A 23,158-nucleotide genomic window follows, 5' to 3' on the forward strand; every position below is an offset into this window, starting at 1 on the left:
CCCGTGCCAAGAGGGATGGCTCGAAGGAGAATCACTCGTGCATACAGTTATGCCGGAATGTGACACTCGGCCGAACGCCAGCAGCGCCTTGCTCGCCGGACGTAATGTCGATTCCGTCATAAAGGGCGCGGCGCTCGGCCGTATCGGCAATCTCGAAGTGCGGCTCGCCCGCAACGAGGCCGAGATCGCGGCCGCGCAGGAAGTGCGTTACCGTGTATTCTATGACGAGCTTGGCGCCAGAAAGGATCTGTTCCAGGCGCAAGACCGCCGCGACGCCGACCGCTTCGACCCGCTCTGCGACCATCTGCTCGTCCTCGACACCACGCTGTCCGGCCCTGAGCACCGCCGCATCGTCGGCACCTATCGCTTGCTGCGGCAAGAAATCGCGGCAACCGCCGGAGGCTTCTATTCCGAAGGCGAATTCGAGCTGACCAAGCTCATCGCCCGCCATCCCAGCCAGCGCTTCCTTGAACTCGGCCGTTCCTGTGTCTTGCCGGAATACCGTTCGAAGCGCACCATCGAAGCGCTATGGCAAGGCATCTGGGCGTACATCAATCACTACGAGATCGGGGTGATGACCGGCTGCGCCTCGTTCCATGGCACCGTGCCGGCCGCGCATGCGGAGGCGCTCACCTATCTTGCCCATCACTGCCGCACCAACTCGGCCTGGGACGTGCGCGCTGTGTCGGGGCGCTATTGCTCCATGGACCTGATGCCGATCGAGGCGGTCAACACCAAGGCGGCGATCGCGGCGATGCCGCCTCTGGTCAAGGGCTATCTGCGGGTCGGCGCTCGCATCGGCGATGGTTGCGTCATCGACCGCGAATTCTCCACGGTCGACATTTTCGTCGTGATGCCGGTCAAGGAGATCGGTGCCCGCTACGTCAACTATTATGGCGGGGAAGCGCAGCGCTTCGCCGCGTGAGCGATTAGGCAGTAGTCAGTAGTCAAGACGACACGATTCGCGCTTCGGCGACTACTGACCACTCCCCTACTCCCTCTCCTCACGGAATGTCTTCCGGCCGCCGGCCGGGCCGGCTCTTGTAGGCTGGAAAGGTCCAGCCGAAACGGAGCGCGCCGCCGCGCACCGCGAACGCCGCGGCGAAGCCGGCCAGCTCTGAAACGATCGGCGGCAATCCTGTGACGTCGCCAGCCGTGAAGATGGCAGCGCCTGTGAGAGCGGCCGTAACATAGATTTCCGGCCTCAGCAGCACCGAGGGTTCGCCGGCCAGCAGATCGCGCAGGATGCCGCCGGACGTGGCGGTGAGCACGCCGGTGATGACGGAGACGACCGGCGAACCGGTAATGGCCAGTCCCTTGGCCGCACCCATCACCGAAAAAGCGGCCAGCCCGATGGCGTCGAGCCAGAGCAGCCATTTCCAGCGGGATTCGATACGGTGCGCGGCAAAGAAAACCAGCACAGCGGCCGCCGCGCAAATCAGCACGTAGCTAGAGTTGGCGACCCAGAAAACCGGCAGATTGAGGATGACGTCGCGAAGCGTGCCGCCGCCGATGCCGGTGACGCTGGCCAGGAACAGGAAGCCGATAATGTCGAGCTGTTTGCGCGACGCCGCCAACGCCCCCGTCGCCGCGAAGACCGCAACGCCGGCATAGTCGAGGAGGGCGATCGGGTTCATGGAGTGAGTAGTGAAGTAGTCAGTAGTGAATGGCAATTGGCGAAGCAGGCGCCTACCCGGCCCAGTCCTTGCTACTCACAACTCTCTATCGCTACCCCACTAATCACGCATCCTTCTCGGCCTGCTCATTGACCGGCCCAGGCTCGACCGGCGCGTCGGCGGCGATTTTCGGACCACCCTTGGCGACGCCGACCATGGCCGGGCGCAGCACCCGCTCGCCGATCGAATAGCCCGGCTGCACGACCTGGACCACGGTGTTGGCCGGAACATCGGGATTGGGCACTTCAAACATTGCCTGGTGGAAATTGGGATCGAACTTCTCGCCCTCGGGAGCGAGTTTCTTGACCCCATGCCGCTCCAGCGCCGACAGCATGGCGCGCTCGGTCAGGTCGACGCCTTCGATCAGCGCCTTGAAGCCGGCATCCCCCGATGCCTTGGCCTCGGCCGGAATGGCATCCAGGGCGCGGCGCAGATTGTCCGACACCGACAGCATGTCGCGGGCGAAATTCGCCACCGCATAAGTGCGCGCGTCATGCACGTCGCGCGCGGTGCGGCGGCGCAGGTTTTCCATCTCGGCCGCGACCCGCAGCGCGCGGTCCTTCAGTTCTTCATTTTCCTTCAGCAGCCGTACAAGCGCTTCGTAGTCACCATCGGTGCTGCCTTCCGTGCGCTCGGCATTGGCCTCGGCCGCCTCGGCTTCATTGGGCGTGCGTTCGTCTTTTGCCTGGTCGCTCATCGCCGTTTCCCGTCATCTCGAATGGTATGGATTTTGTGCCCGATATCGAGGTTCGCAGGCCAAAAATCAAGGGGAAAGAGACCGCAGGGGCCTGCGACCCGACCAGGAAAGCACGATGGGGACGCTTCGATTTTAATTCAAATTTTACCGTACTTGCCGGCTTTGCTTGCCACGAGGCGGTGATGCGGGAACCATTCCGCTGCTGGGGGAGTTTCGGAGCCGACGCAGGATTTTTGAAATGATGACCCGCGACAAGCTTGAAAAAGGCGAAAGGCTCGCTGCGGAGGTTCGGCGCCAGTTCGGCGCCGAGGCAGTGACGCGCTTTCTGCGCACCTTGCCAGCCTTCCGCATCGAACCCGACATCCCGGACCGGTTTGAGCAATTGCTCGAGCATCTCGACCGGGTCGAGGATGGCGACGCCGGCTGGCGACGGCAGTAGGACCGCCCGGGCTTTACGCGACAATTACGCACAGTAACTTTGCGTGATCATTGGCTTGCGGTGGCGGCACACCCTGCCTATGCTTCCTGATGAACATGATTTCCCCCGAGGCAGCTGCCAACAGCAAGCGCGCCTGGCTCAAGATCCTGGCGCGCTACAAGAAGCCTGACAGGCGGCGTAGCACACTCGAACTCGCCATCACCCTCATTCCTTTCGCCACTCTGTGGGCTCTGTCTTCCGCTGCCTATGCCTATGGTCATTGGTGGGGACTGGTGCTGATCCTGCCCGCGGCCGGCTTCCTGGTGCGGATTTTCATGATCCAGCACGATTGCGGCCATGGCTCCTTCTTTGCCAATCGCATTGCCGATGACTGGATCGGCCGCGCGCTGGGCATCCTGACGCTGACGCCCTACGACTGCTGGCGGCGTGCCCATGCCACCCATCATGCCAGCGCCGGCAATCTCGACGAACGCGGCATGGGCGACATCAGGACGCTGACCGTCGCCGAATACCGGCGGATGTCCTGGCGGGGTCGCCTGGCTTATCGCCTCTACCGTCATCCCCTGGTGATGTTCGGCCTGGGGCCGATCTGGCTGTTCATCTTCTCGCAAAGGCTGCCTATCGGCATGATGCGTGGCGGCCTGACGCCCTGGGTGTCGTCAATGACCACCAATCTTGGCATCGCGCTTGCCGCGGCCATCCTCATCTGGGTCATCGGCCCCGGCGCGTTCCTGATCGTCCATCTGCCGATCGTCATTCTCGCCGGTTCGGCCGGCATCTGGCTGTTCTATGTCCAGCACCAGTTCGAGGAGACCGAATGGGCGAAGGATGAGGAATGGGAGTTCCAGCGCGCCGCCCTGCACGGCTCGTCCTATTACGACCTCCCGCCGGTGCTGAACTGGTTCACCGGCAATATCGGCGTTCACCACGTCCACCACCTCTCCGCCAAGGTGCCCGGCTACCGGCTGCAGGAAGTGCTGCGGGATTATCCCGAGTTGCGCGGCATCGGCCGCGTCACGCTCCTCGAGAGCCTGCGCTGCGTCAAACTGGCCTTGTGGGACGAAAGCAGCCACAAACTGGTGTCGTTCCGCGAAGCGCGGATGGCGGCGTAGAGCATACCGCCGCGCCAGCGCGCGGCGGTATTTCCCAAACCTTTCTCAGGCCGCTTGCCGCTCGTCGCGCATCAGGATCTGGCCATGGCGGATCTCCGTGCCCAGCACCTTCAGGCATTCGCGGATGAAATTGGACAGGCCCGGCCAGCCCTTGGCCGAAACGAGATTGCCGTCGACATGGGCCCCGTTCGGCGCGACGTCGATATAGATGCCGCCGGCCAGCGTGACTTCCGGCTCGCAATAGTGAAGCGCCGCCACCTCCCTGCCCCGCACCACGCCGTCGACCGCGACTAGGATCTGCACGCCATGGCAGATGGTGAAGATCGGCTTGCCTGTCTCATGGAAGTGCCGCACCAGCGCCTGCACGCGCTTGTCGATACGGATGTATTCGGGACCGCGCCCGCCCGCCGCGTAGACGGCATCGTACTGGGCCGGATCCACCTCGGAAAACGTCTTGTTGAGGATGTAATCGTGTCCGGGCTTCTCGGTGTAGGTCTGGTGGCCCTCGAAATCGTGCAGCGATGTCTTCAGCACATCGCCCGCCTTCTTGTCCGGGCAAACGACATGCACGGTATGGCCGACGGCATGCATGGCCTGTTCAAAGACGAAAATCTCGTATTCCTCGCTGAACTCGCCAACGAGCATCAATATCTTCTTGCCAGCCATTCCCGGTTCCTCCCTTTGTGGCTATTTATTTCGGGTCGCGAAATAACAGCGGTATCCTAAGGGCAAGATGCCGGGAGGAAAAGCGCAAATCGCACAATTGGTACGACCAGTTTCGAATGAGAGGGCCTTCGGCCTTCCTAGAAAAAGCGTCAGCTGTTGCGAAGGCGCCGCCAGGAATATTTCGGACCCTTGGTCTCCGTTATGGCGGCTGGCTGGTAGTAAAGCCCCAACCCACCGGTGCGGCCTTCTTCAAGGCGCTTCAAGAGCACTGGATTTGAGATCTCGAATTCATCGAAGCCAAGCCGCAGCATGTGCGGCAACGGGTCGACCAGGACCTGCCCGGTGGCACGCAACGCGCCCGTGAAATGATAACGGCTGCGCAGCAGTTCGCCCTTTGAGAAGGAGCGGCCGTCGCCGAAAGCCGGGAAGGCCAGCGCCACCAGCGACAGCTGGTCGAGCAGGTCGGCGATCTTCTCGAGCTGGTCGCCGGGCTGCAGCACGACGCCGAGCCGCTCCTTCGCCGAGCGGCGCACCTCCGGGTCGAGATCGAGGAACGCCTGCAGCGGCAGGATGAATCGGCCATTGCCGGAAAGCGCGTCGGCGCTCTCGGCATGGCTCCACTCGTCCTCGCGAAAACCCTCCGGGGTCCAGAGCCGTGTCTCCGGTGTCGTCGGTCCAGTCATCAAAATTCCTAAAATTCGAAGAGTTCGAGCGTGTGTTGAAATTCAGGTCAGGCTGTGTCGAAAACGGCGGCTTGCGAGAACCGGAGCGGAACGTACTTGAAGTCCGTGAGCACCGGAAGCGCAGGAAGCCGCCGTTTGCAGCCCGGCCTCACCTGAATGGCAACATACCCTATAGTGATGCGTCGGTCAGCGACACTTCCAGTCCCGACAGGTGAATGCCGCACTCGGTCTTGGCGTGGCCGGCCCAGCGGCCGCTGCGCGCATCCTCGCCCGGTTGCACCGGCTGCGTGCAGGGAAAGCAGCCAATCGACAGATAACCATAGGCGACCAGTGGGTTTTCGCGCAGCGCATGCGCGCGCATGTAGTCGGCCTGGTCCGACGTCGTCCAGTGCGCCAGCGGATTGATGCGGATGCGAGGGCCGACCGCCTCGAACACCGGAAGTGCGGCCCGTGTCGAGGCCTGGAAGCGTTTGCGGCCGGTGAACCAGGCGCGAAAGGGTGCGACGCCACGTGCCAGCGGCTCGACCTTGCGCACGTCGCAGCAGGCATCGGTGTTGTTCTGGTGCAGATTGCCGGTCGGGTCGACCCGTTCGAGCGCCGCTTCGTCCGGCTTGATCACCCGGATGTTGGTCAATCCGAAATCGGCGACCAGCGCGTCGCGATAGCCGAGCGTCTCCTCAAAATGCTTGCCGGTATCGAGGAAGATGACCGGCAGCGTGCGGTCGATCTTGGCGATCATATGCAGCAGTACCGCCGAATCCGCGCCGAACGAAGACACGGCAGCGATCTCGTCGTGAAACAGATCGTTGGCCGATCGTTCGATGATGTCGATCGGGCTGAGATGACCGTAGAGCGCGTCAAACCCCGCCGCTTTGGCGGCGATGCCGTCATCGACCTCGGCAATATGGTCAAGCGGCCTTGGCTTCGCCAGCATAGAGCGCCTCCTTGAACGGCGCGGGACCGACACGGCGGTAGGCGTCGATGAATTTTTCCTGCGGGTTGAGCCGAAGGCCGAGATAGGTGTCGACGATCTGCTCGATGGCGTCGGTGATTTCTTCCGAAGAGAAGCCACGGCCGATGATCTCGCCGACCGAAGTGTTCTCGTCGGCCGAACCGCCCAATGTGACCTGGTAGAGTTCGGAGCCCTTCTTCTCGACACCGAGGATGCCGATATGGCCGACATGGTGGTGGCCGCAGGCATTGATGCAGCCGGAGATCTTCAGCTTCAATTCGCCGATCTCGCGCTGCCGCTCCAGCGAGGCGAAGCGGCGCGAGATTTCCTGTGCGATCGGGATCGAGCGTGCCGTCGCCAGCGCGCAATAATCGAGGCCCGGGCACGAGATGATGTCCGAGATCAGGTTGGAATTAGCCGTCGCCAGCCCGATGTCGACCAGCGCGTCATAGACCGCCTTGAGGTCGGCACGCGCCACATGCGGCAGGATCAGGTTCTGCTCGTGGCTGACGCGAAGCTCGTCGAAGGCATATTTCTCGGCAATGTCGGCGACCGCTTCCATCTGGCTGTCGGTCGCATCGCCCGGCACCTCGCCGATACCCTTGAGCGAGATCGTCACCGCCGCGTAGTCGGGGTGGCGGTGCGTCACCACGTTCTGGTCGAGCCAGTCCGAGAAGCCCTTGGAATCCAGCCGCGCCACCTTGACGGCAGCGTCGCCGTCCGGCCGCCCGGTCAGCGCCGGCGGTGCGAAATAGGCCTCGATCGCGCGGATGTCCGCCTCGGGCAGCTTCAGCTCCGCGTCCTTCAATTCCTGCCACTCGGCCTCGACCTGGCGGGTGATTTCCTCGGCGCCGGTCTCGTGGACCAGGATCTTGATGCGCGCCTTGTACTTGTTGTCGCGGCGGCCATAGAGATTGTAAACGCGCAGGATCGCCGTGCAGTAGGAGAGAAGGTCGGCTTCGGGCAAGAAGTCGCGGATCTTCCTCGCCACCATCGGCGTGCGGCCCTGGCCACCACCGACATAGACGGCGAAGCCGAGTTCGCCGGCGGCGTTCTTCTTCAGGTGCAGGCCGATATCGTGCGTCTGGATGGCGGCGCGATCGCGCTCGGCTCCCGTCACCGCGATCTTGAACTTGCGCGGCAGGAACGAGAATTCCGGATGCACCGAAGACCACTGCCGCAGGATTTCCGCATAGGGACGCGGGTCGGCGACCTCGTCGGCGGCAGCCCCGGCAAAATGATCGGCGGTGACATTGCGAATGCAGTTGCCGCTGGTCTGGATGGCGTGCATCTCCACGCTGGCCAGGTCCGCCAGAATTGCCGGAATGTCCGACAGCGCCGGCCAGTTGAACTGGATGTTCTGGCGCGTGGTGAAATGGCCGTAGCCCTTATCGTATTTGCGGGCGATGTGGCCGAGCATGCGCAACTGCTTGCCGTTCAGCGTGCCGTAGGGCACAGCGATGCGCAGCATGTAGGCGTGCAGCTGCAGATAGACACCGTTCATCAGCCGGAGCGGCCGGAACTGGTCCTCGGTGATCTCGCCGGACAGCCGGCGCTCGACCTGGTCGCTGAACTCGGCGACGCGGGCCTGGACAAAATCGTGGTCGAACTCATCGTAACGGTACATGTGTCGTCTTTCAGGGCGCGTCCGCCCGTTCACCTGGTGTCCTGGCTATGCCGCCCGCTCGGCCTGCTTGCCGAGGTCGTTGCGGATGGTCGGGCCGGCGGCGCGGATCTTCTCGCGCAGCCGCACCGGCTCGACAACGCCATCGACGATGTCCGCGTCGATCAGATTGACGTCGACCACTTCATTGTCGGCATGGGCCTTGGCGCCGATCGCCTCCAGCCGATCCTCGGCCGCCTTGTCCTGGGCAAGGTCCGCATGGTCCACCGTCTCGGCCCAGCCGCCATCGGCGTACCACACGGCAATGCCGTCGCCGAGGCGATTGGCGGTCAGTATCTTCATGGCTGAACTCCCTCGGCGGCTGCTACGGGCACGCTCTCGTGCCTGTGTGCCGCGAGCGGCTCGGACCGCTCGAAATTGGCGCCGGCGACGGCGTCGCCGATGATGGTCATGACCGGGCCCGACAGATCGGCGCGCGCTTCCAGCGACGGCAGGTCGGCAAGCGTGCCGTGGAAGCGTCGGCGATTGGCGAGGCTGGCATTCTCGACCACGGCGACCGCCGTGTCCGGCGACAAGCCCGCCTCGATCAGCCGGCCGGCAACTTCGGCCGCGACCGAGCGGCCCATGTAGACGGCAACGGTAGCGCCGGAAATCGCGAGCTTGGCCCAATCCGGCAGTGAATTGCCCTTGAGATCGTGGCCGGTGGTGAACACCATCGAGGAGGAAACGCCGCGCAGCGTCAACGGCAGTTCGAAATCGGCAGCAGCGGCAAAGGCCGCTGTGACGCCTGGGACCACCTCATAGGCGATGCCGGCGTCACGAAGCGCGGCCATCTCCTCGCCGGCGCGGCCGAACACCAGCGGATCGCCCGATTTCAGCCGCACGACGCGCTTGCCCTGACGGCCGAGATCCACCAGCAGCGCATTGATTTCGGCCTGGCTCTTGGTATGGCAGCCCTTGCGCTTTCCCACCGGCAGGCGCTCGGCATCGCGGCGGCCCATGGCGACGATCGCCTCCGGCACCAGCGCGTCATGGACGATGACATCGGCCTCCATCAGCAGACGATGCGCCCGCAGGGTCAGGAGGTCCTCGGCGCCGGGACCGGCGCCCACCAAGGCGATGTGGCCGCGAATGGGCGCGTCGGACAACAGCAGATCGGTGGCGGCTTCGCGCGCCTGTGAAAATTCGCCGGCCTCGACGGCGCGTGCTGGCGCTCCGCCGAAGAAGTCGCTCCAGAAACGGCGACGTACATTGCCCCTGGGCAATCTCTCGGCGGCATTGCGGAACGACGCCGCAAGCGCTGCCAGTGGCCCGAGCGAGGGCGACAGCATGCGGTCGATGCGGCTGCGCAGCATCTGGGCAAGCACGGGGCCCGCGCCTTCGGTACCGATCGCCACGGCGACCGGTGCGCGGTTGACCAGCGCCGGAGTGAAGAAATCACAGAGGTCCGGCCGGTCGACGGCATTGACGGGAATGCCCAGCCGGCGCGCGTCGGCAGCGACGCGACGGTCGAGCGCCTCGTCGCCGCTGGCGGCAAACACCATCACGGCGCCTTCAAGCTGCGAAGCATCATACGCGCCGGGCATATGGTTCGCGCCCGTCTCGGCGATGAAGGCCAACAGATCCGGTTCGGCATCCCCAGCGATGATGTGCAGGACCGCGCTCGACTGGGCGATCAGCCGCGCCTTAGCCAAAGCCTCCTCGCCCCCGCCGACAATGGCCACGGCTTCGCCCTCGACCCGCATGAAGACGGGGAAGGCGTTGAGCTTGGTGGTGGCTTGCGACATGACAAAGCAGATCCGGGAACAGGGTCGCAGTTTTACGCCCAAGCGTAAAAAAGCAGAAGCAAAGCACTCGCGCATCCGGTGATGGCAGGCAATCGCTTTTCCGCAACCGCGAAGGGCAGGAGAAAAATATTCCATGCCCATGCACCGGGAGCGCCCGGGCTGCTGAAACGCGCCTTGATTTCAGGCACTCTTAGCTGCCGGCGACCGATCCCACAAAACAGTTTTTTCTAATTTCTACCAATTCAGTAGATTAAAGTCGTCCGGTGGTGATTTCGTCTTCAGCGCCTGTCTGCACGGCCACTCGGTCCTCCGTTCGGGTGGAACGTTGACGGGTCAAAATGCGTTCCCGGTATAGCCACCACTCAACAAGGAGCGTCCCTATGAACACGATCAAACTGAAGCATGGCATTTGGGTTTTGGTGGCCGACGGCGAAAAGGCGCTCCTGCTCAAGAACGCCGGCGACACCAAGTTTCCCAACCTTGAAGTCGTGCAGGTGATGGAACAGGAGAACCCGCCCACACGCGAACAGGGAAGCGACAGCCCCGGTCGATACAATGACGGCCCATCCGTGCATCGCAGCGCGGTCGAGGAGACCGACTGGCATCGCATCGGCAAGGAACGCTTCGCCGAGGAGATTGCCGCCCGCCTCTACAAGCTTGCACATGAGGGTGCATTCGACAGCCTTGTGCTTGTCGCCCCGCCCATGGTGCTCGGCGCGATGCGCAAGAAGCTGCATAAGGAGGTTGGCGACAAGGTGACGGCCGAAATCCCGAAGACCATGACCAACCACGCCATTTTCGAGATCGAGGCGTTGCTGCAGGCAGCCTGACCACGCGCGGCGAAGGCGCCTATCGGGTCGCAGCACGGTCGCCACTGATCCCAGGCACCTGACCGGCAGTCACTCAGCTGCCGGTCAGATTTTTGCCGTCTCGACGTTGATTCGCGGCTTTGCGGGTTGCATCGCCGACACCCCGTCCACCATATTGCAAACAGGCGGCGGCTTAGGGCGGCGCATATCCGACATCGCTGGCTTGAAAGGCGCTCCATAGACAATGCCGCATGACACGCCCCTTATCGCCACCATCGTCGCCGGTCTGGGGCTGGCTTTCGTCTTCGGCGCCCTCGCCAATCGGTTCCGCATTCCGCCACTGGTCGGCTATCTCGTAGCCGGCGTGCTGGTTGGGCCGAACACACCCGGTTTTGTCGCCGACGCCGGCCTTGCCAACGAATTGGCCGAAATCGGCGTCATCCTCCTGATGTTCGGCGTCGGCCTGCATTTTTCGTTGAAGGACCTTCTGTCGGTCCGCGCCATTGCCGTGCCGGGCGCCATTGTCCAGATCGGCTTTGCCACGGCGCTCGGCGCCGGGCTGTCCTGGATGCTCGGCTGGTCGATGGGGGCGGGCGTGGTGTTTGGCCTGGCGCTATCGGTCGCCTCGACCGTGGTGCTGCTGCGCGCGCTTCAGGAACGCCGCTTGATCGAGACCGAGCGCGGCCGCATCGCCGTTGGCTGGCTTATCGTCGAGGATCTGGCCATGGTGCTGGCGCTGGTGCTGTTGCCGGCCCTTGCCGGCGTACTCGGCGGCCAGGAACAGGCCGATGCCCATTCGAGCGGCCTGCTGGCGCTGCCGGCCAGTTACGGCATCTGGGGTGTCGTCGGCGTCACGCTGGCGAAGGTCGCCGCCTTCGTCGTCGTCATGCTGGTGGTCGGCCGCAGGGTCATTCCCTGGATCCTGCACTATGTCGCCCATACCGGGTCGCGCGAACTGTTCCGCCTCTCGGTGCTGGCAATAGCGCTCGGCGTCGCCTTCGGCGCGGCAAAACTGTTCGGCGTCTCGCTGGCGCTGGGCGCCTTCTTCGCCGGCATGATCATGAGCGAATCCGAGCTCAGCCACCGTGCCGCGGAAGAATCGCTGCCGCTGCGAGATGCTTTCTCGGTGCTGTTCTTCGTCTCCGTCGGCATGCTGTTCGACCCGTTCAGCCTGTTCAGCAACGGCCTGCCGATCCTGGCGACGCTGGCCATCATCGTCATCGGCAAGTCGCTGGCGGCGTTCGTCATCGTCGTCGCCTTCGGCTATCCGCTGGCCACGGCCTTGATGATTTCGGCCAGCCTTGCCCAGATCGGCGAATTCTCCTTCATTCTGGCCGAACTCGGCGTCGGGCTGAAGCTTCTGCCCGAACAGGGACGGGACCTCATCCTGGCCGGCGCCATCCTGTCGATCGTGCTCAACCCGCTGATGTTCCTGGTCATCGATTGGATGAAGCCGTGGCTCGAGGCCCGCGCTGCCAGGACGGCGCCGCCGGCGGACGCCAAGCCGGTTGGTCCGGCGACGGAACCGGGCCATGTCGCCTCGGTCGCCGTGGCATCCAAAAAGGAAGACGGCCCGCCACCAAGGACGGCGCTCACCGGTCATGCCATCCTGATCGGCTACGGCCGCGTCGGCGGCCTCGTCGGCGCCGCGTTGAAAGAAGCAGCACGGCCTTTCCTGGTCATCGAGGATGCCGACAAGACGCTGGCGAAGCTGAAAGCAGACGGCATCGAAACCGTCGCCGGCAACGCCGCCAACGCCGAAGTCTTCGCCGCCGCAAATCCCGAAGGCGCCACGCGGCTGATCCTTGCCATTCCCAACGCGTTCGAGGCCGGCCAGATCGTGCTGCGGGCACGCGCCGCCAATCCCAACATCAACGTCGTCGCCCGCGCCCACTCCGACGCCGAGGTCGAGCATCTCAAGGGGCTCGGCGCCGATACGGTGATCATGGGCGAACGCGAGATCGCGCGCGGCATTGTCGAAGAGGTGCTTGGCCACAAGCCGCGGGTCGCTGAACCGTCCGCTGCCTGAGCCGGCGCTGCCCACAGGCGCGTTGATCAAGCCACGAATGAACTGCGAAGGCTTGTCACCCTGGCCAGATGAGCGGGCCTTGGCTCGATCAGTTCACACGTGCTGGCCGCCATTGATGTGGATTTCCGAGCCGGTCACGTAGGACGCTTGGCTCGAGCACAGGAAGAAGATGATGTCGGCCACCTCAGCCGTGGTGCCCAGGCGCCGCAGTGGGATGGTCTCGACGATTTTTTCCGTGCCCGGCGACAGGATCGCGGTGTCGATCTCGCCTGGCGCGATGGCGTTGACACGGATGCCGTGCGGGCCGAAATCATGCGCCATCTCGCGCGTCAGCGAGCCGAGCGCGGCCTTCGACGTCGCATAGGCGGTGCCGGCGAAGGGATGCACGCGGGTGCCGGCGATCGACGTCACATTGACGATCGAGCCCCTGGCCGCCGCCAATTCCTTGAACAGGCCGCGCGCCAGCATGATCGGCGCGAAGAAATTGACCTGGAACACGTCGCGCCAGACATGCATCGGCGTGTCGATCGAGTTCATGCGGCTGTTGCCGTCCTTGAGCTTGGGCGAAATGCCTGCATTGTTGACCAGCGCGTGCAACTGGCCACCATGGGATTCCAGCCGATGGCGGATTTCCGAGACCGCAATACCGACATCTTCCTGATCGGCGAGGTCGACCTTGATGTGATCCTCGGGACCGGCCGGCCACGGGCAATCCTCGGCAAAGGCCTGGCGTGAGCAGGTGATGACGCGCCAGCCCTCGCGCGAAAAGCGTTTGACAGTGGCATGGCCGATACCGCGGCTGGCGCCGGTCAGCACGATGGTTTTTCTGGTGTCGGTCTCGGTCATGTCGCGGTCTCCGGGCTGGACATGTAGCCGAATGCCGCTGAGGTGGCGAGAGGCGGATTGACGCCGCCAGCCGGCTGCTCAGCCGCCGCCAAGGATATCCAGGATCGACGTCTGCCGTTTCTTGAGCCGACCGCCGACGCTGCCTGGCGGCACCGGATGTCCGACCGAAGCGGTGGTGCCGTCATCCGCCGGCATATCGAAGCCATCGGCATCGACGGTCTGGGCAGGCCGCGCCGCACGGACCGGCGTTGCCGGTGCTGTCGCCTGCGCGGCCGGCGGCTGCTGGCCGACGGACGCCGACGGAACCGGTGCCGGCTGGTTGTTGCTGGCAGAGGGAATCTCGTCGGGGACGATGGTGTCGGCCGGCGTCGATTTCCAGGTGCCGGGCAGCGGCCGCGCCGGCAAGCCCTCATGCGCGGCGACCATGAACTCGTGCCAGGCCTGCGCCGGCAGCGCGCCGCCGGTGACCTTCTTCATCGCCGTGCCGTCATCATTGCCGAACCATACGCCGGTGGTCAGATTGGCGGTGTAGCCGACGAACCAGGCGTCGCGCGAATTCTGGCTGGTGCCGGTCTTGCCGGCCGACGGCCAGGCGAAAGCCGCCTTCCTGGCGGTGCCGACCTCGACCGTGCCGGTCATCATCGAATTCATCATGCCGACGATCTCGGGCTTGATCACGCGCGGTGCGCTGCCGCCGGCGCTGTCGTAGAGCACCTTGCCGTCTGACGTCGTCACGCGGCGGATGAAATGGATGTCCGGCTTGTAGCCGCCATTGGCGAAGGGCACATAGGCCGAAGTCAGCTCCAATGGCGTAACTTCCGAGGTGCCGAGCGCGATCGAGGTGTTGGCCTGCAGGTCGGACTGGATGCCCATGCGGTGCGCGGCTTCCACCACCGCGTTCGGGCCGACTTCCATGGTCAGCTGCGCGGCAACCGAGTTCAGCGATTTTGCCAGCGCTGTCGCCAAGGTGACCTTGCCAAAGTACTTGCCGCCGTAATTGTCCGGCGTCCAGTTGCCGATCTTGATCGGCGCATCGTTGCGGATGCTGTCAGGCGTGCGGCCGGCCTCAAGTGCCGCCATATAGACAAACGGCTTGAACGCCGAGCCCGGCTGCCGGCGCGCCTCCGAGGCACGGTCGAACTGGCTGGTCGAATAGTCGTAGCCGCCGACCATGGCGCGTACCGCGCCGGAATCGTCGATCGATACCAGCGCGCCCTGGGTGACGTTGAGCTTCTTGCCGCTGTCGTCGATCAGCCGGCGGATCGATTTTTCGGCGAGCTTCTGCAGGTTCAGGTCAACGGTAGAATCGATCACGATATCGCCGCGCACGTCGCCGATCAGGTCGGGCAATTCTTCCATGATGGTGTCGGCGACATAGTTTTCCGAACCGGTCCAGTAGGATGGCGAGCGCGTCGCCGGCGCGCTGAGCGCCGTTTTCAGCTCCTTTTCGCTGATCTTGCCCTCCTCGCGCATGGCGCCGAGCACCAGCTGCGAACGCTCCTCGGCGGCCTTGGGATCGCGCGCCGGCGACAGCCGCGAGGGCGCTTTCAAGAGGCCGGCAAGCAGGGCGGCTTCGGACAGCGTGACGTCGCGCGCGCTCTTGCCGAAATAGCGCCGCGAGGCCGCCTCGACGCCATAGGCGCCGGAGCCGAAATAGACCCGGTTGAGGTACATTTCGAGTATCTGGTCCTTGCTGTGCTTGTGCTCGAGCCATAGGGCCAGCAGCACCTCCTGCACTTTACGCTCCAGCGTACGATCCGGCGTCAGGAACAGGTTCTTGGCCAATTGCTGCGTCAGCGTCGAACCGCCTTGCGAGAAATGCCCGCCGATGAGGTTGGTGACCATGGCGCGCGACAGGCCGATCGGATCGACACCGAAATGCGAATAGAAACGGCGGTCCTCGATGGCGATGACCGCCTCGGGGATATAGGGGGACATTTCGTGCAGGCCGACCGCCTCGCCGCCGCTCATGCCGCGATTGGCCAGCAATTGCTCATCGGCCGAGACGATCTTGATGTTGGGCGCACGATCGGGAATCGACCAGGTCGTGGCCGCCGGCATCTTGGCGCCATAGTAGATGACGACGCCGGCCACCGCGATGCCGCCCCAGATGGCGAGCACGAAGCACCAGTAGAACAGCCGGCCGAGCACGCCGAACAGCCCGCGCCCGCCTCCGCCGCGCCTCCCCCGCGACGATTTCGCCTTCGATGATTTGCGTTTGGCGGAGGCTTTGCGGTTGCTCGGCACGACGCGGTCCTCCTCGCTCACCGAAAGACCCGTCTGGGATCTCGCTCGCGGCGGTCCCTCGAAGCTGGGCTCGATGCGACTGTCTCTGCGGTTCGCCATGCGCTGCGCTTGATGTCCCCGGTGCCAATGGCGCTCGGGTTGAAGAGTAGATGCGGCGATTTAAGGGCGGGTTAAGCAGGCCTTCGGCCAAGCCTCTGAATTCCATTAGGGATTTGTTAATCTTCTTCTCGCCGACACCGTCAGTTCGCCACCAGGGAAACGGCCGGCGCTCGGCCTGCGTTTAAAAGCGCGCCAAGCCTGGCTCGATCCCCGAGCCTGCCGTTCCGACAATCGACGCCGGCGGATAGAAGGCCAGCGCCTGCTCCTTGCAGGTAACCGCAACGACACTGTTCGAGCGGTCGACGGACCCCGATCCTTTTAGATCGGCTCGAACTTCACATCCAGCTGGTCAGGACCCGCAGCTTGCCGCAACAAGGCGACAAGTTGTTCGCGCCTGTCAACCGGCTGCCTTCGCCAGTTCGAGGCATTGGTTACATGCAGCCAGCCGTCGACCGACATGAAGAAATCCTCGTGCTCGTCATCGCCCTCGCCGCAGCGCAGCAACTTGTTCTCGGTAAATCTGACCAGCGCCTGGTCGATCGTGCGGTAGAGCAGCGGCCAGTTGCCGCCACCCGAGTCCATACGGAATTTGTAGCTCGGCGCGAAATCCAGCCGCTGCCGCAACAGGCTTCCGTCGAAAAAACAGAAGGCGGGCCACAAGAACCAGCCGCCCGGCGTCGGAGTGTCGCGCCGGACACTGCCGTAAACGCTCTTGCCCTTCAGCCGGTCGCGGATTGAAAAAGGTTCCGTCGGAAAGATGTCATGGTCGATGAACCCGAAGACCTTCGGGGCCAAGCCGGTCATGAAATTGCGCACGATCCAGTTAAGCGCCTGGCCGTGCGATCTGCTGACCGTCAGCCTGTTCCTCGGCAACGCTACATAGGGGACGTGCTGGCGCAGGCAGAGGTCGCGGATGGCTTCCCTCGCCTCCTCCTTCTTGCTGTTGTCGAAGACGATATAGCTCTCGTGCTCGGCCAGGTGTCTGCGCACGAGGTGGATCTGCCATGCGATCACATCAGGCCGGTTGAAGGCAACGCTGGCGACGACCGCGTCACGGAACGATTGCTGTCGTCCCTGCAATTCGCTAACCGGCGCGGATGTCCTCAGGAAGCGAAAAGTCCGCCAGTAATAGCGCAGCAACGCCTCGCGTCGTGGCGGCCGGTTCAGCCTCTCCCATTCCGCCACGGTAATCCTGGGCCGCTCTCCGCTCTGCCACGCGTCGGAAGCCCCCATGTCACGCTCCTGGATCCCGGCGGGTTCAGTTCTGCTGGATTGAAATGCCCTTGTCGTCGATCTTGAGTTCGACGCCTTTCGGCCTGGCCTGCTCGCGGTAGACGTAGACGCCCAGCGCGATGATCACGATGATGAGCGCGCCAATGGTGAGATAGAGCGTGTTCTGCTTCATGGCGCGCCTTTTGTCGTGCCGAGCATCAGGCTCGTTTCAGGACCCTGACCAGAACCAAAAGGATGATGGCGCCGATCGTGGCGTGGATTATGGAGGCGATGATGCCACCGCCGATCGAGAAGCCGATGCGCGGAAACAGCCAGCCAGCGATGAACGCGCCGATAATGCCGACGATGATGTTGCCGATCAGGCCGAAGCCGAAACCCGAAACGATGAGACCGGCGAGCCAGCCGGCGATGGCACCAATGAGGATGAAGACGAGAAGGCTTTCGACACCCATGGCGGGTTCCTCCGTGCAAGAGGGCGGGTGCGGAGCGGAAGGCTCCGAATCGGCCCCGATATTAACGGCTTCAGGCTAGTCGAAAGCAGCCGGCCTCGCCAGCGGCGCTCACTGGTCGTCGTCGTCGCTGGCAGCGGGCCGCCAGCTGGTCGGCTCGACCTTCTTCTGGGTATGGCTGTCGGTGTAGACCCACCAGCCGCCGTCGCGGTATTGCGCTATGGATTCATTGAGGACGCCGTCGCTGTCCTTCCAGGTGACGGTGACCTTGGAGCCGTCGGTCGGCGCGGTCGATATCGGCTTTCTGTCCGCCATTTCATCCCTTTTCTCAACTGTGAGCGAAGATATCCTCTTCGCCCCAGCCCATCAGGTCAAGCTTGGCCCGCGTCGGCAGGAAACGGAAACAGGCGTCCGCCTCCTTCGTCCGGCCCTCGCGCGCCAGCCGTCCCGCCAGCGCATCGCGCAAACGATGCAGATAGAGCACATCGGAGGCGGCGTATTCGAGCTGTTCGGGCGACAGCGTTTCGGCCGCCCAATCCGACGATTGCTGCGCCTTGGACAGACCGACGCCGAGAAGCTCGAAACAGATGTCCTTCAGCCCGTGCCGGTCGGTGTAGGTGCGCGTCAGCCGCGAGGCGATCTTGGTGCAGAACACCGGCTCGGCCATCACGCCAAACGCATGGTAGAGCACGGCGAGGTCGAAGCGACCGTAGTGGAACAGCTTGGTCACCCTGTCGTTTGCCAGCAGCTTGACCAGGTTTGGTGCTTCCTTCTGGCCCGGCGCGATCTGGATGACATCGGCGCTGCCGTCGCCAGGCGAGATCTGCACCACGCAGAGCCGGTCTCGGTGCGGGTTGAGGCCAAGCGTCTCCGTATCGATCGCCACCGCCGCGACATCGTAATGCGAAAGGTCGGGCAGATCGTTTTTATGGAAGCGGATATCGCTCATCGTTTTCTCCGGGTCGCGGCGTTACCCGTCCTCGCCGCGATCCAGTGAAAAATCAACAAGAAAACGTGTTTTCCGCGCTCAGCGTGTCAGCGCATCCAGAATGCGCGCCCAGGAGCGCTGGCCCTTGTGGAAGGAGCTGAGCTCGTATTTCTCGTTGGGCGAGTGGATGCGGTCGTCATCGAGGCCGAACCCGACCAGCAGCGATTCCATGCCGAGATAGGTCTGAAAGTCGCCCACCACCGGAATGGAGCCGCCGCTGCCGGTCGTCACCGCGGGCTTTGGCCATTCGTCGGAAAGCGCCGTCTTGGCCTTGGCCAGGAAGGGCGAGTCGTAAGAGAGCTGGATTGCCGGTGAGCCGCCATGAGCATGGAATTCGACCGTACAATCGGCCGGGATGCGTTCCTTGACGAATTTCTGGAAGGCCGCGCGGATCTTGGCCGGATCCTGCTTGTGGACAAGGCGGAACGAGACCTTTGCCGAGGCTTCCGCCGCGATGACCGTCTTGAAACCCTTGCCGGTATAGCCGCCGATGATGCCGTTGAATTCGGCGGTGGGTCGCGCCCAGGTCAGTTCCAGCACCGAGCGGCCTTTTTCGCCCGATGGGATCGACAAGCCGACAGGCCCGAGGAAGGTCTCGGCCGTCTCGCCCAGCGTCTCCCATGATTTCAGCACCTGCGAGGGCGTTTCCTCGACGCCGTCATAGAAGCCCGGGATGGTGATATGGCCGTCCTTGTCGTGGATGTCGGCCAGCACCTTGGCCAGGATGCGGATCGGGTTGGCGGCAGCCCCGCCATACAGGCCCGAATGCAGGTCGCGGTCGGCGGCCTTCACCGTGATCTCCTCGCCGACCAGACCGCGTAGCCCGACGCAGATCGACGGCGTGTCGCGGTCCCACATGCTGGTATCGCAGACCAGCGCGAAGTCGGCCTTGAGCTCCTCGGCATTGGCCTCGAGGAACGGCTTCAGCGAGGGCGAGCCGGATTCCTCCTCGCCTTCGAACAGGATGGTGACCCGGCACGGCAGGCTGCCGTGCACCTGTTTCCAGGCACGGCATGCCTCGACGAAGGTCATCAGCTGGCCCTTGTCGTCGGCCGAGCCACGCCCGGTGATGATCTTGTGACCAGGTCCCACCTCCTTGATCGCGGGGGCGAAGGGATCGTTTTCCCACAATTCGATCGGGTCGACCGGCTGCACGTCGTAGTGGCCGTAGAACAGCACATGCGGTGCGCCAGCCGGCCCATCATGATGCGCAACCACCATGGGGTGGCCGGGCGTCTCGCGCACACTGGCGTCGAAGCCGATCAGTTTGAGTTCCGCCACCAGCCATTCCGCCGCCTTGCGGCAGTCGGCGGCGTAGGCTGGATCGGTGGAGATCGACTTGATCCCGAGCAGGCCGAAGAGCCGTTCCAGGCTCTGGTCGAGATTCTTGTCGAGACGGTCGAGGACGGGGGAGACTGCGGACATTTGCAATAGCCTTTCGGTTCAGTGTCGGAACCGTAAAGGCAGAGCGGCGAAACGAAAAGCCCGGGACGATTGGACCACGACCCGGATGGCCGCCGCGGGCAAAAAAATGCCGCCGTGGTGGAGGGGGAACCACGGCGGCCTTTTACTCGAAACGATGCGGCAGCCCGGAGAGGGGGGATAGGCTGCCGCAATTGTCCGGTATAGGCGGGGGACGGGCCTTGCTCCGGACTTCGGCGAAAACTGCCGATGACGTGTATTTGGGTCTGTGAACGTGGCGATTCAAGGGCGTCAACGTTACACTTTTGTAACGTGCCCGTGAGCGGGCCTGTATGCCTTTGATCCGTCAGGGTCGCGATCTGTCAGGGTGTTGTATCTGGCGCTGTCTTTGGCATGGACCAAGCCATCGCGCCGCGCTATCCCTGCCCGCATGAAAAAAGGCGATCATCTCTTTCTCATCGACGGCTCCGGCTACATCTTCCGCGCCTATCACGCGCTGCCGCCGCTGACCCGCAAGTCGGACGGCCTGCCGGTCGGTGCCGTTTCCGGCTTCTGCAACATGCTGTGGAAGCTGATGCAGGACGCCCGCAACACCGATGTGGGCATTGTGCCGACGCATTTCGCCGTCATCTTCGACTATTCCTCGAAAACCTTCCGCAACGACCTTTATCCCGAATACAAGGCCAACCGTTCGGCGCCGCCGGAGGATCTGATCCCGCAGTTCGGCCTGATCCGCCAGGCTACCAGGGCGTTCAACCTGCCCTGCGTCGAGATGGAAGGCTTCGAGGCCGACGATCTCATCGCCACCTATTGCCGGCTGGCCTGCGAGGCCGGCGGCGACACCACCATCATCTCCTCCGACAAGGACCTGATGCAGCTGGTTGGCGAAACGGTCGGCATGTACGACCCGATGAAGGACCGGCAGATCGGCATCCCCGAAGTCGTCGAGAAATGGGGCGTGCCGCCGGAAAAGATGATCGACCTGCAGGCGCTGACGGGCGACTCCGTCGACAATGTGCCTGGCGTGCCCGGCATTGGGCCAAAGACCGCGGCGCAACTGCTCGAGCAGTTCGGCGACCTCGACGGATTGCTCGCCCGCGCCGGCGAGATCAAGCAGGAAAAAAGGCGGGAATCGATCATCGCCAACGCCGACAAGGCGCGCATCTCGCGCCAGCTGGTGACGCTGAAGAACGATGTGCCGGTGGCAGAAGGATTGGATGATTTCGTCCTGCATGCCCCCGACGGACCGAAGCTGATCGGCTTCCTCAAGACCATGGAATTCACCTCGCTGACCCGCCGTGTGGCGGAAGCGACCGGCACCGAGGCCGGCGACGTCCAGGCCGTCGCGGTGCCCGTCGAACGCGCCGATAATGCACATGGCCCCGATGTCGGCGCCGGAACACCGCCCGTTGCCCGGAACGGGACGGGCTCCGAGCCTGGCCAGGCTGCTGAAGTCGAGATGACGGAGACGCCAAAACAAGGGGACACCCCTTCCCTCCTGGCCGCATTGCGGCTGGAGAGAGCGGCGACCGCCAAGATCGATACCGCGGCCTATCAGTGCATCCGCGATATCGCGACGCTGAAGGCCTGGGTCGCGGAGGCGCGGGAGGCTGGTATCGCTGCCTTCGACGTCAGGGCCACCTCGACCGATCCGATGCAGGCCGAACTGATCGGATTGGCCATGGCCACAGCGCCTGGGCGCGCCGGCTATATTCCCTTCGCCCATAAGAGCGGCAATGGCGACCTGCTTGGCGGCGGCACGCTCGAAAACCAAATTCCGCTTCGCGAGGCTCTGGCGGTCCTCAAACCCCTGTTCGATGACAGGTCGGTCCTGAAGATCGCGCAGAACTTGAAATATGATCTGGTCATCATGAGCCGCTACGGCATCGATGTCGCGCCGTTCGACGACACCATGCTGATCTCCTACGTGCTCGACGCCGGCACGCCGCATGGCCACGGCATGGATGCCCTTGCCGACAAATGGCTTGGCCATAAACCCCTTCAACTCAAGGACGTGACCGGTTCCGGCAAGAACTCTGTCGGTTTTGACCAGGTCGATATCGACAGGGCGACCGCTCACGCCGCCGAGGATGCCGACGTGACGTTGCGGCTGTGGCGGGTGCTGAAGCCCCGGCTTGCCGCCAAGGGCCTGGTCTCGGTCTATGAACGCCTGGAGCGGCCACTGGTGCCGGTGCTGGCGCGCATGGAACAGCGCGGCATTTCGGTCGATCGGCAGATCCTGTCGCGGCTGTCGGGGGAACTGGCGCAAGGTGCGGCCCGGCTCGAGGAGGAAATCTACCTGCTCATCGGCGAGCGCATCAACATCGGCTCACCCAAGCAGCTCGGCGACATATTGTTCGGCCGCATGGGCCTGCCCGGCGGCTCCAAGACCAAGACCGGCCAGTGGTCGACCTCGGCGCAGCTGCTCGAAGACCTTGCCGCGGAAGGGCACGAACTGCCGCGCAAGATCGTCGATTGGCGCCAGCTGACCAAGCTGAAATCGACCTACACCGATGCGCTGCCCGGCTTCGTCAATCCCGACACGAAACGCGTCCACACCTCCTACGCGCTCGCCGCGACGACGACGGGCCGTCTGTCGTCTTCCGACCCGAACTTGCAGAACATCCCGGTGCGCACGGCTGAAGGCCGCAAGATCCGGACCGCCTTCATCACCGACAAGAATCTTCGGCTGGTGTCAGCCGACTACAGCCAGATCGAATTGCGCGTGCTCGCCCATGTCGCCGAAATCCCGCAATTGCGGCAGGCCTTTGCGGATGGCGCCGACATCCACGCCATCACCGCGTCCGAAATGTTCAACGTGCCCGTGGAGGGTATGCCGTCGGAAGTGCGTCGCCGCGCCAAGGCGATCAATTTCGGCATCATCTATGGCATCTCGGCTTTCGGTCTCGCCAACCAGCTGTCGATCCCTCGCGAGGAGGCGAGCGCCTACATCAAGAAATACTTCGAGCGCTTTCCCGGCATCCGCGATTATATCGAGGAGACCAAGGCCTATGCCCGCGAGCACGGCTTCGTCGAAACGATCTTCGGCCGCCGCATCCACTATCCCGACATCAGGTCCTCGAACCCGTCGCTGCGCGCGTTCAACGAGCGCGCCTCGATCAACGCCCGCCTGCAAGGCACCGCCGCCGACATCATCCGCCGCGCCATGATCCGCATGGAGGAAGCCTTGGACAAGGCCAAGCTGTCGGCCCGCATGCTCCTGCAGGTGCATGACGAACTGATCTTCGAAACGGTCGAGGCGGAAGTCGAGGCGACGATCCCCGTCGTGCGCCATGTCATGGAAAACGCGGCGATGCCGGCGGTCTCGATGTCGGTGCCGCTGCATGTCGACGCGCGGGCCGCCAACAACTGGGACGAGGCACACTGACGCGCTAGCGAG

At 63.8% G+C, this 23,158-nt stretch carries 22 protein-coding genes; 6 read left to right on the top strand and 16 right to left on the bottom strand.

The genetic code is table 11. The annotated features are described in order from the left end of the window. Nucleotides 1-49 precede the first annotated feature (49 nt). Nucleotides 50-925 (top strand): GNAT family N-acetyltransferase, encoded by an 876-nt coding sequence (locus LB554_RS25130; RefSeq protein ID WP_041163320.1) that lies wholly within the window; start codon nt 50-52, stop codon nt 923-925. A gap of 79 nt (nt 926-1,004) precedes the next feature. On the opposite strand, the gene LB554_RS25135 is transcribed toward LB554_RS25130, so the two are convergent. Next, nucleotides 1,005-1,637: a trimeric intracellular cation channel family protein gene (locus LB554_RS25135; protein WP_140618884.1), complete on the bottom strand. Its 633-nt coding sequence runs from the start codon at nt 1,635-1,637 to the stop codon at nt 1,005-1,007. A gap of 103 nt (nt 1,638-1,740) precedes the next feature. After that, on the bottom strand, nt 1,741-2,373 hold the full coding sequence (grpE, locus tag LB554_RS25140; RefSeq protein ID WP_015315702.1) for a nucleotide exchange factor GrpE: 633 nt from the start codon (nt 2,371-2,373) through the stop codon (nt 1,741-1,743). Between the two features lie 238 nt (nt 2,374-2,611). Here grpE and LB554_RS25145 point away from each other — a divergent pair, with 238 nt between their 5' ends. Then, nucleotides 2,612-2,812 (top strand): hypothetical protein, encoded by a 201-nt coding sequence (locus LB554_RS25145; protein WP_224587500.1) that lies wholly within the window; start codon nt 2,612-2,614, stop codon nt 2,810-2,812. A gap of 89 nt (nt 2,813-2,901) precedes the next feature. Continuing rightward, entirely contained in the window at nt 2,902-3,924 is a 1,023-nt protein-coding gene (locus LB554_RS25150; protein WP_140618886.1) for a fatty acid desaturase, read from the top strand. 45 nt (nt 3,925-3,969) lie between these two features. On the opposite strand, the gene LB554_RS25155 is transcribed toward LB554_RS25150, so the two are convergent. The 6 genes from LB554_RS25155 to cysG form a co-directional block, all read right to left on the bottom strand. Next, nucleotides 3,970-4,590, bottom strand: coding sequence for a DJ-1/PfpI family protein (locus LB554_RS25155; protein ID WP_224587502.1), 621 nt, complete (start codon nt 4,588-4,590; stop codon nt 3,970-3,972). Between the two features lie 149 nt (nt 4,591-4,739). Further along, the gene (locus LB554_RS25160; RefSeq protein ID WP_140618888.1) at nt 4,740-5,273 is read right to left on the bottom strand and encodes a DUF934 domain-containing protein; all 534 of its coding nucleotides are present in this window, start codon (nt 5,271-5,273) and stop codon (nt 4,740-4,742) included. A gap of 169 nt (nt 5,274-5,442) precedes the next feature. Beyond that, entirely contained in the window at nt 5,443-6,207 is a 765-nt protein-coding gene (locus tag LB554_RS25165) for a phosphoadenylyl-sulfate reductase (RefSeq protein WP_224587503.1), read from the bottom strand. Beyond that, the gene (locus tag LB554_RS25170; protein WP_015315696.1) at nt 6,182-7,852 is read right to left on the bottom strand and encodes a nitrite/sulfite reductase; all 1,671 of its coding nucleotides are present in this window, start codon (nt 7,850-7,852) and stop codon (nt 6,182-6,184) included. The genes LB554_RS25165 and LB554_RS25170 overlap by 26 nt, the downstream gene beginning before the upstream one ends. A gap of 45 nt (nt 7,853-7,897) precedes the next feature. Continuing rightward, nucleotides 7,898-8,191, bottom strand: coding sequence for a DUF2849 domain-containing protein (locus LB554_RS25175; RefSeq protein ID WP_224528917.1), 294 nt, complete (start codon nt 8,189-8,191; stop codon nt 7,898-7,900). Then, the gene (cysG, locus tag LB554_RS25180; protein WP_224587505.1) at nt 8,188-9,636 is read right to left on the bottom strand and encodes a siroheme synthase CysG; all 1,449 of its coding nucleotides are present in this window, start codon (nt 9,634-9,636) and stop codon (nt 8,188-8,190) included. The genes LB554_RS25175 and cysG overlap by 4 nt, the downstream gene beginning before the upstream one ends. Before the next feature lie 380 nt (nt 9,637-10,016). Here cysG and LB554_RS25185 point away from each other — a divergent pair, with 380 nt between their 5' ends. Next, nucleotides 10,017-10,466 (top strand): host attachment protein, encoded by a 450-nt coding sequence (locus LB554_RS25185; protein WP_015315693.1) that lies wholly within the window; start codon nt 10,017-10,019, stop codon nt 10,464-10,466. A gap of 223 nt (nt 10,467-10,689) precedes the next feature. Then, on the top strand, nt 10,690-12,474 hold the full coding sequence (locus tag LB554_RS25190; protein WP_224587507.1) for a cation:proton antiporter: 1,785 nt from the start codon (nt 10,690-10,692) through the stop codon (nt 12,472-12,474). Nucleotides 12,475-12,567: 93 nt separating this feature from the next. Here the strand turns inward: LB554_RS25190 and LB554_RS25195 are convergent, their stop codons facing one another. From LB554_RS25195 to LB554_RS25230, 8 genes are all read right to left on the bottom strand, one after another. Further along, entirely contained in the window at nt 12,568-13,320 is a 753-nt protein-coding gene (locus LB554_RS25195) for an SDR family NAD(P)-dependent oxidoreductase (RefSeq protein ID WP_140713189.1), read from the bottom strand. 78 nt (nt 13,321-13,398) lie between these two features. Then, nucleotides 13,399-15,666, bottom strand: a complete 2,268-nt coding sequence (locus LB554_RS25200) for a transglycosylase domain-containing protein (RefSeq protein ID WP_224587509.1) — start codon at nt 15,664-15,666, stop codon at nt 13,399-13,401. A gap of 318 nt (nt 15,667-15,984) precedes the next feature. Beyond that, on the bottom strand, nt 15,985-16,899 hold the full coding sequence (locus LB554_RS25205; protein ID WP_224587511.1) for a hypothetical protein: 915 nt from the start codon (nt 16,897-16,899) through the stop codon (nt 15,985-15,987). 25 nt (nt 16,900-16,924) lie between these two features. Next, nucleotides 16,925-17,071, bottom strand: a complete 147-nt coding sequence (locus tag LB554_RS25210) for a hypothetical protein (protein ID WP_140823902.1) — start codon at nt 17,069-17,071, stop codon at nt 16,925-16,927. A gap of 25 nt (nt 17,072-17,096) precedes the next feature. Beyond that, nucleotides 17,097-17,351 carry a GlsB/YeaQ/YmgE family stress response membrane protein gene (locus LB554_RS25215; RefSeq protein ID WP_015315687.1) on the bottom strand — a complete coding sequence of 85 codons (255 nt, stop codon included), beginning with the start codon at nt 17,349-17,351 and terminating at the stop codon, nt 17,097-17,099. A gap of 108 nt (nt 17,352-17,459) precedes the next feature. Then, nucleotides 17,460-17,663, bottom strand: coding sequence for a hypothetical protein (locus tag LB554_RS25220; RefSeq protein ID WP_023770648.1), 204 nt, complete (start codon nt 17,661-17,663; stop codon nt 17,460-17,462). A 13-nt stretch (nt 17,664-17,676) separates the two neighbouring features. Next, nucleotides 17,677-18,297, bottom strand: coding sequence for a ribonuclease D (locus tag LB554_RS25225; protein WP_140618902.1), 621 nt, complete (start codon nt 18,295-18,297; stop codon nt 17,677-17,679). Between the two features lie 78 nt (nt 18,298-18,375). Further along, a complete protein-coding gene (locus LB554_RS25230) occupies nt 18,376-19,761 on the bottom strand; it encodes a M20/M25/M40 family metallo-hydrolase (RefSeq protein WP_224587513.1) in 1,386 nt (461 codons plus the stop codon). Between the two features lie 427 nt (nt 19,762-20,188). Here LB554_RS25230 and polA point away from each other — a divergent pair, with 427 nt between their 5' ends. Beyond that, the gene (gene polA, locus LB554_RS25235; protein ID WP_224587515.1) at nt 20,189-23,146 is read left to right on the top strand and encodes a DNA polymerase I; all 2,958 of its coding nucleotides are present in this window, start codon (nt 20,189-20,191) and stop codon (nt 23,144-23,146) included. Nucleotides 23,147-23,158: the final 12 nt, after the last annotated feature.

Source organism: Mesorhizobium sp. CO1-1-11 (assembly GCF_020164995.1).
GTDB lineage: Bacteria > Pseudomonadota > Alphaproteobacteria > Rhizobiales > Rhizobiaceae > Mesorhizobium > Mesorhizobium australicum.

Excerpts from the sequence above, each read along its gene's own strand:
- polA (WP_224587515.1), top strand. The coding sequence starts at position 20,189 with ATGAAAAAAGGCGATCATCTCTTTCTCATCGACGGCTCCGGCTACATC.
- LB554_RS25190 (WP_224587507.1), top strand. The coding sequence starts at position 10,690 with ATGCCGCATGACACGCCCCTTATCGCCACCATCGTCGCCGGTCTGGGG.
- LB554_RS25130 (WP_041163320.1), top strand. The coding sequence starts at position 50 with ATGCCGGAATGTGACACTCGGCCGAACGCCAGCAGCGCCTTGCTCGCC.
- LB554_RS25160 (WP_140618888.1), bottom strand. The coding sequence starts at position 5,273 with ATGACTGGACCGACGACACCGGAGACACGGCTCTGGACCCCGGAGGGT.
- LB554_RS25165 (WP_224587503.1), bottom strand. The coding sequence starts at position 6,207 with ATGCTGGCGAAGCCAAGGCCGCTTGACCATATTGCCGAGGTCGATGAC.
- LB554_RS25205 (WP_224587511.1), bottom strand. The coding sequence starts at position 16,899 with ATGGGGGCTTCCGACGCGTGGCAGAGCGGAGAGCGGCCCAGGATTACC.
- LB554_RS25200 (WP_224587509.1), bottom strand. The coding sequence starts at position 15,666 with ATGGCGAACCGCAGAGACAGTCGCATCGAGCCCAGCTTCGAGGGACCG.
- LB554_RS25170 (WP_015315696.1), bottom strand. The coding sequence starts at position 7,852 with ATGTACCGTTACGATGAGTTCGACCACGATTTTGTCCAGGCCCGCGTC.
- LB554_RS25175 (WP_224528917.1), bottom strand. The coding sequence starts at position 8,191 with ATGAAGATACTGACCGCCAATCGCCTCGGCGACGGCATTGCCGTGTGG.
- LB554_RS25150 (WP_140618886.1), top strand. The coding sequence starts at position 2,902 with ATGAACATGATTTCCCCCGAGGCAGCTGCCAACAGCAAGCGCGCCTGG.
- LB554_RS25210 (WP_140823902.1), bottom strand. The coding sequence starts at position 17,071 with ATGAAGCAGAACACGCTCTATCTCACCATTGGCGCGCTCATCATCGTG.
- LB554_RS25230 (WP_224587513.1), bottom strand. The coding sequence starts at position 19,761 with ATGTCCGCAGTCTCCCCCGTCCTCGACCGTCTCGACAAGAATCTCGAC.
- cysG (WP_224587505.1), bottom strand. The coding sequence starts at position 9,636 with ATGTCGCAAGCCACCACCAAGCTCAACGCCTTCCCCGTCTTCATGCGG.
- LB554_RS25215 (WP_015315687.1), bottom strand. The coding sequence starts at position 17,351 with ATGGGTGTCGAAAGCCTTCTCGTCTTCATCCTCATTGGTGCCATCGCC.
- LB554_RS25155 (WP_224587502.1), bottom strand. The coding sequence starts at position 4,590 with ATGGCTGGCAAGAAGATATTGATGCTCGTTGGCGAGTTCAGCGAGGAA.
- LB554_RS25195 (WP_140713189.1), bottom strand. The coding sequence starts at position 13,320 with ATGACCGAGACCGACACCAGAAAAACCATCGTGCTGACCGGCGCCAGC.
- LB554_RS25135 (WP_140618884.1), bottom strand. The coding sequence starts at position 1,637 with ATGAACCCGATCGCCCTCCTCGACTATGCCGGCGTTGCGGTCTTCGCG.
- LB554_RS25145 (WP_224587500.1), top strand. The coding sequence starts at position 2,612 with ATGATGACCCGCGACAAGCTTGAAAAAGGCGAAAGGCTCGCTGCGGAG.
- LB554_RS25225 (WP_140618902.1), bottom strand. The coding sequence starts at position 18,297 with ATGAGCGATATCCGCTTCCATAAAAACGATCTGCCCGACCTTTCGCAT.
- grpE (WP_015315702.1), bottom strand. The coding sequence starts at position 2,373 with ATGAGCGACCAGGCAAAAGACGAACGCACGCCCAATGAAGCCGAGGCG.
- LB554_RS25185 (WP_015315693.1), top strand. The coding sequence starts at position 10,017 with ATGAACACGATCAAACTGAAGCATGGCATTTGGGTTTTGGTGGCCGAC.
- LB554_RS25220 (WP_023770648.1), bottom strand. The coding sequence starts at position 17,663 with ATGGCGGACAGAAAGCCGATATCGACCGCGCCGACCGACGGCTCCAAG.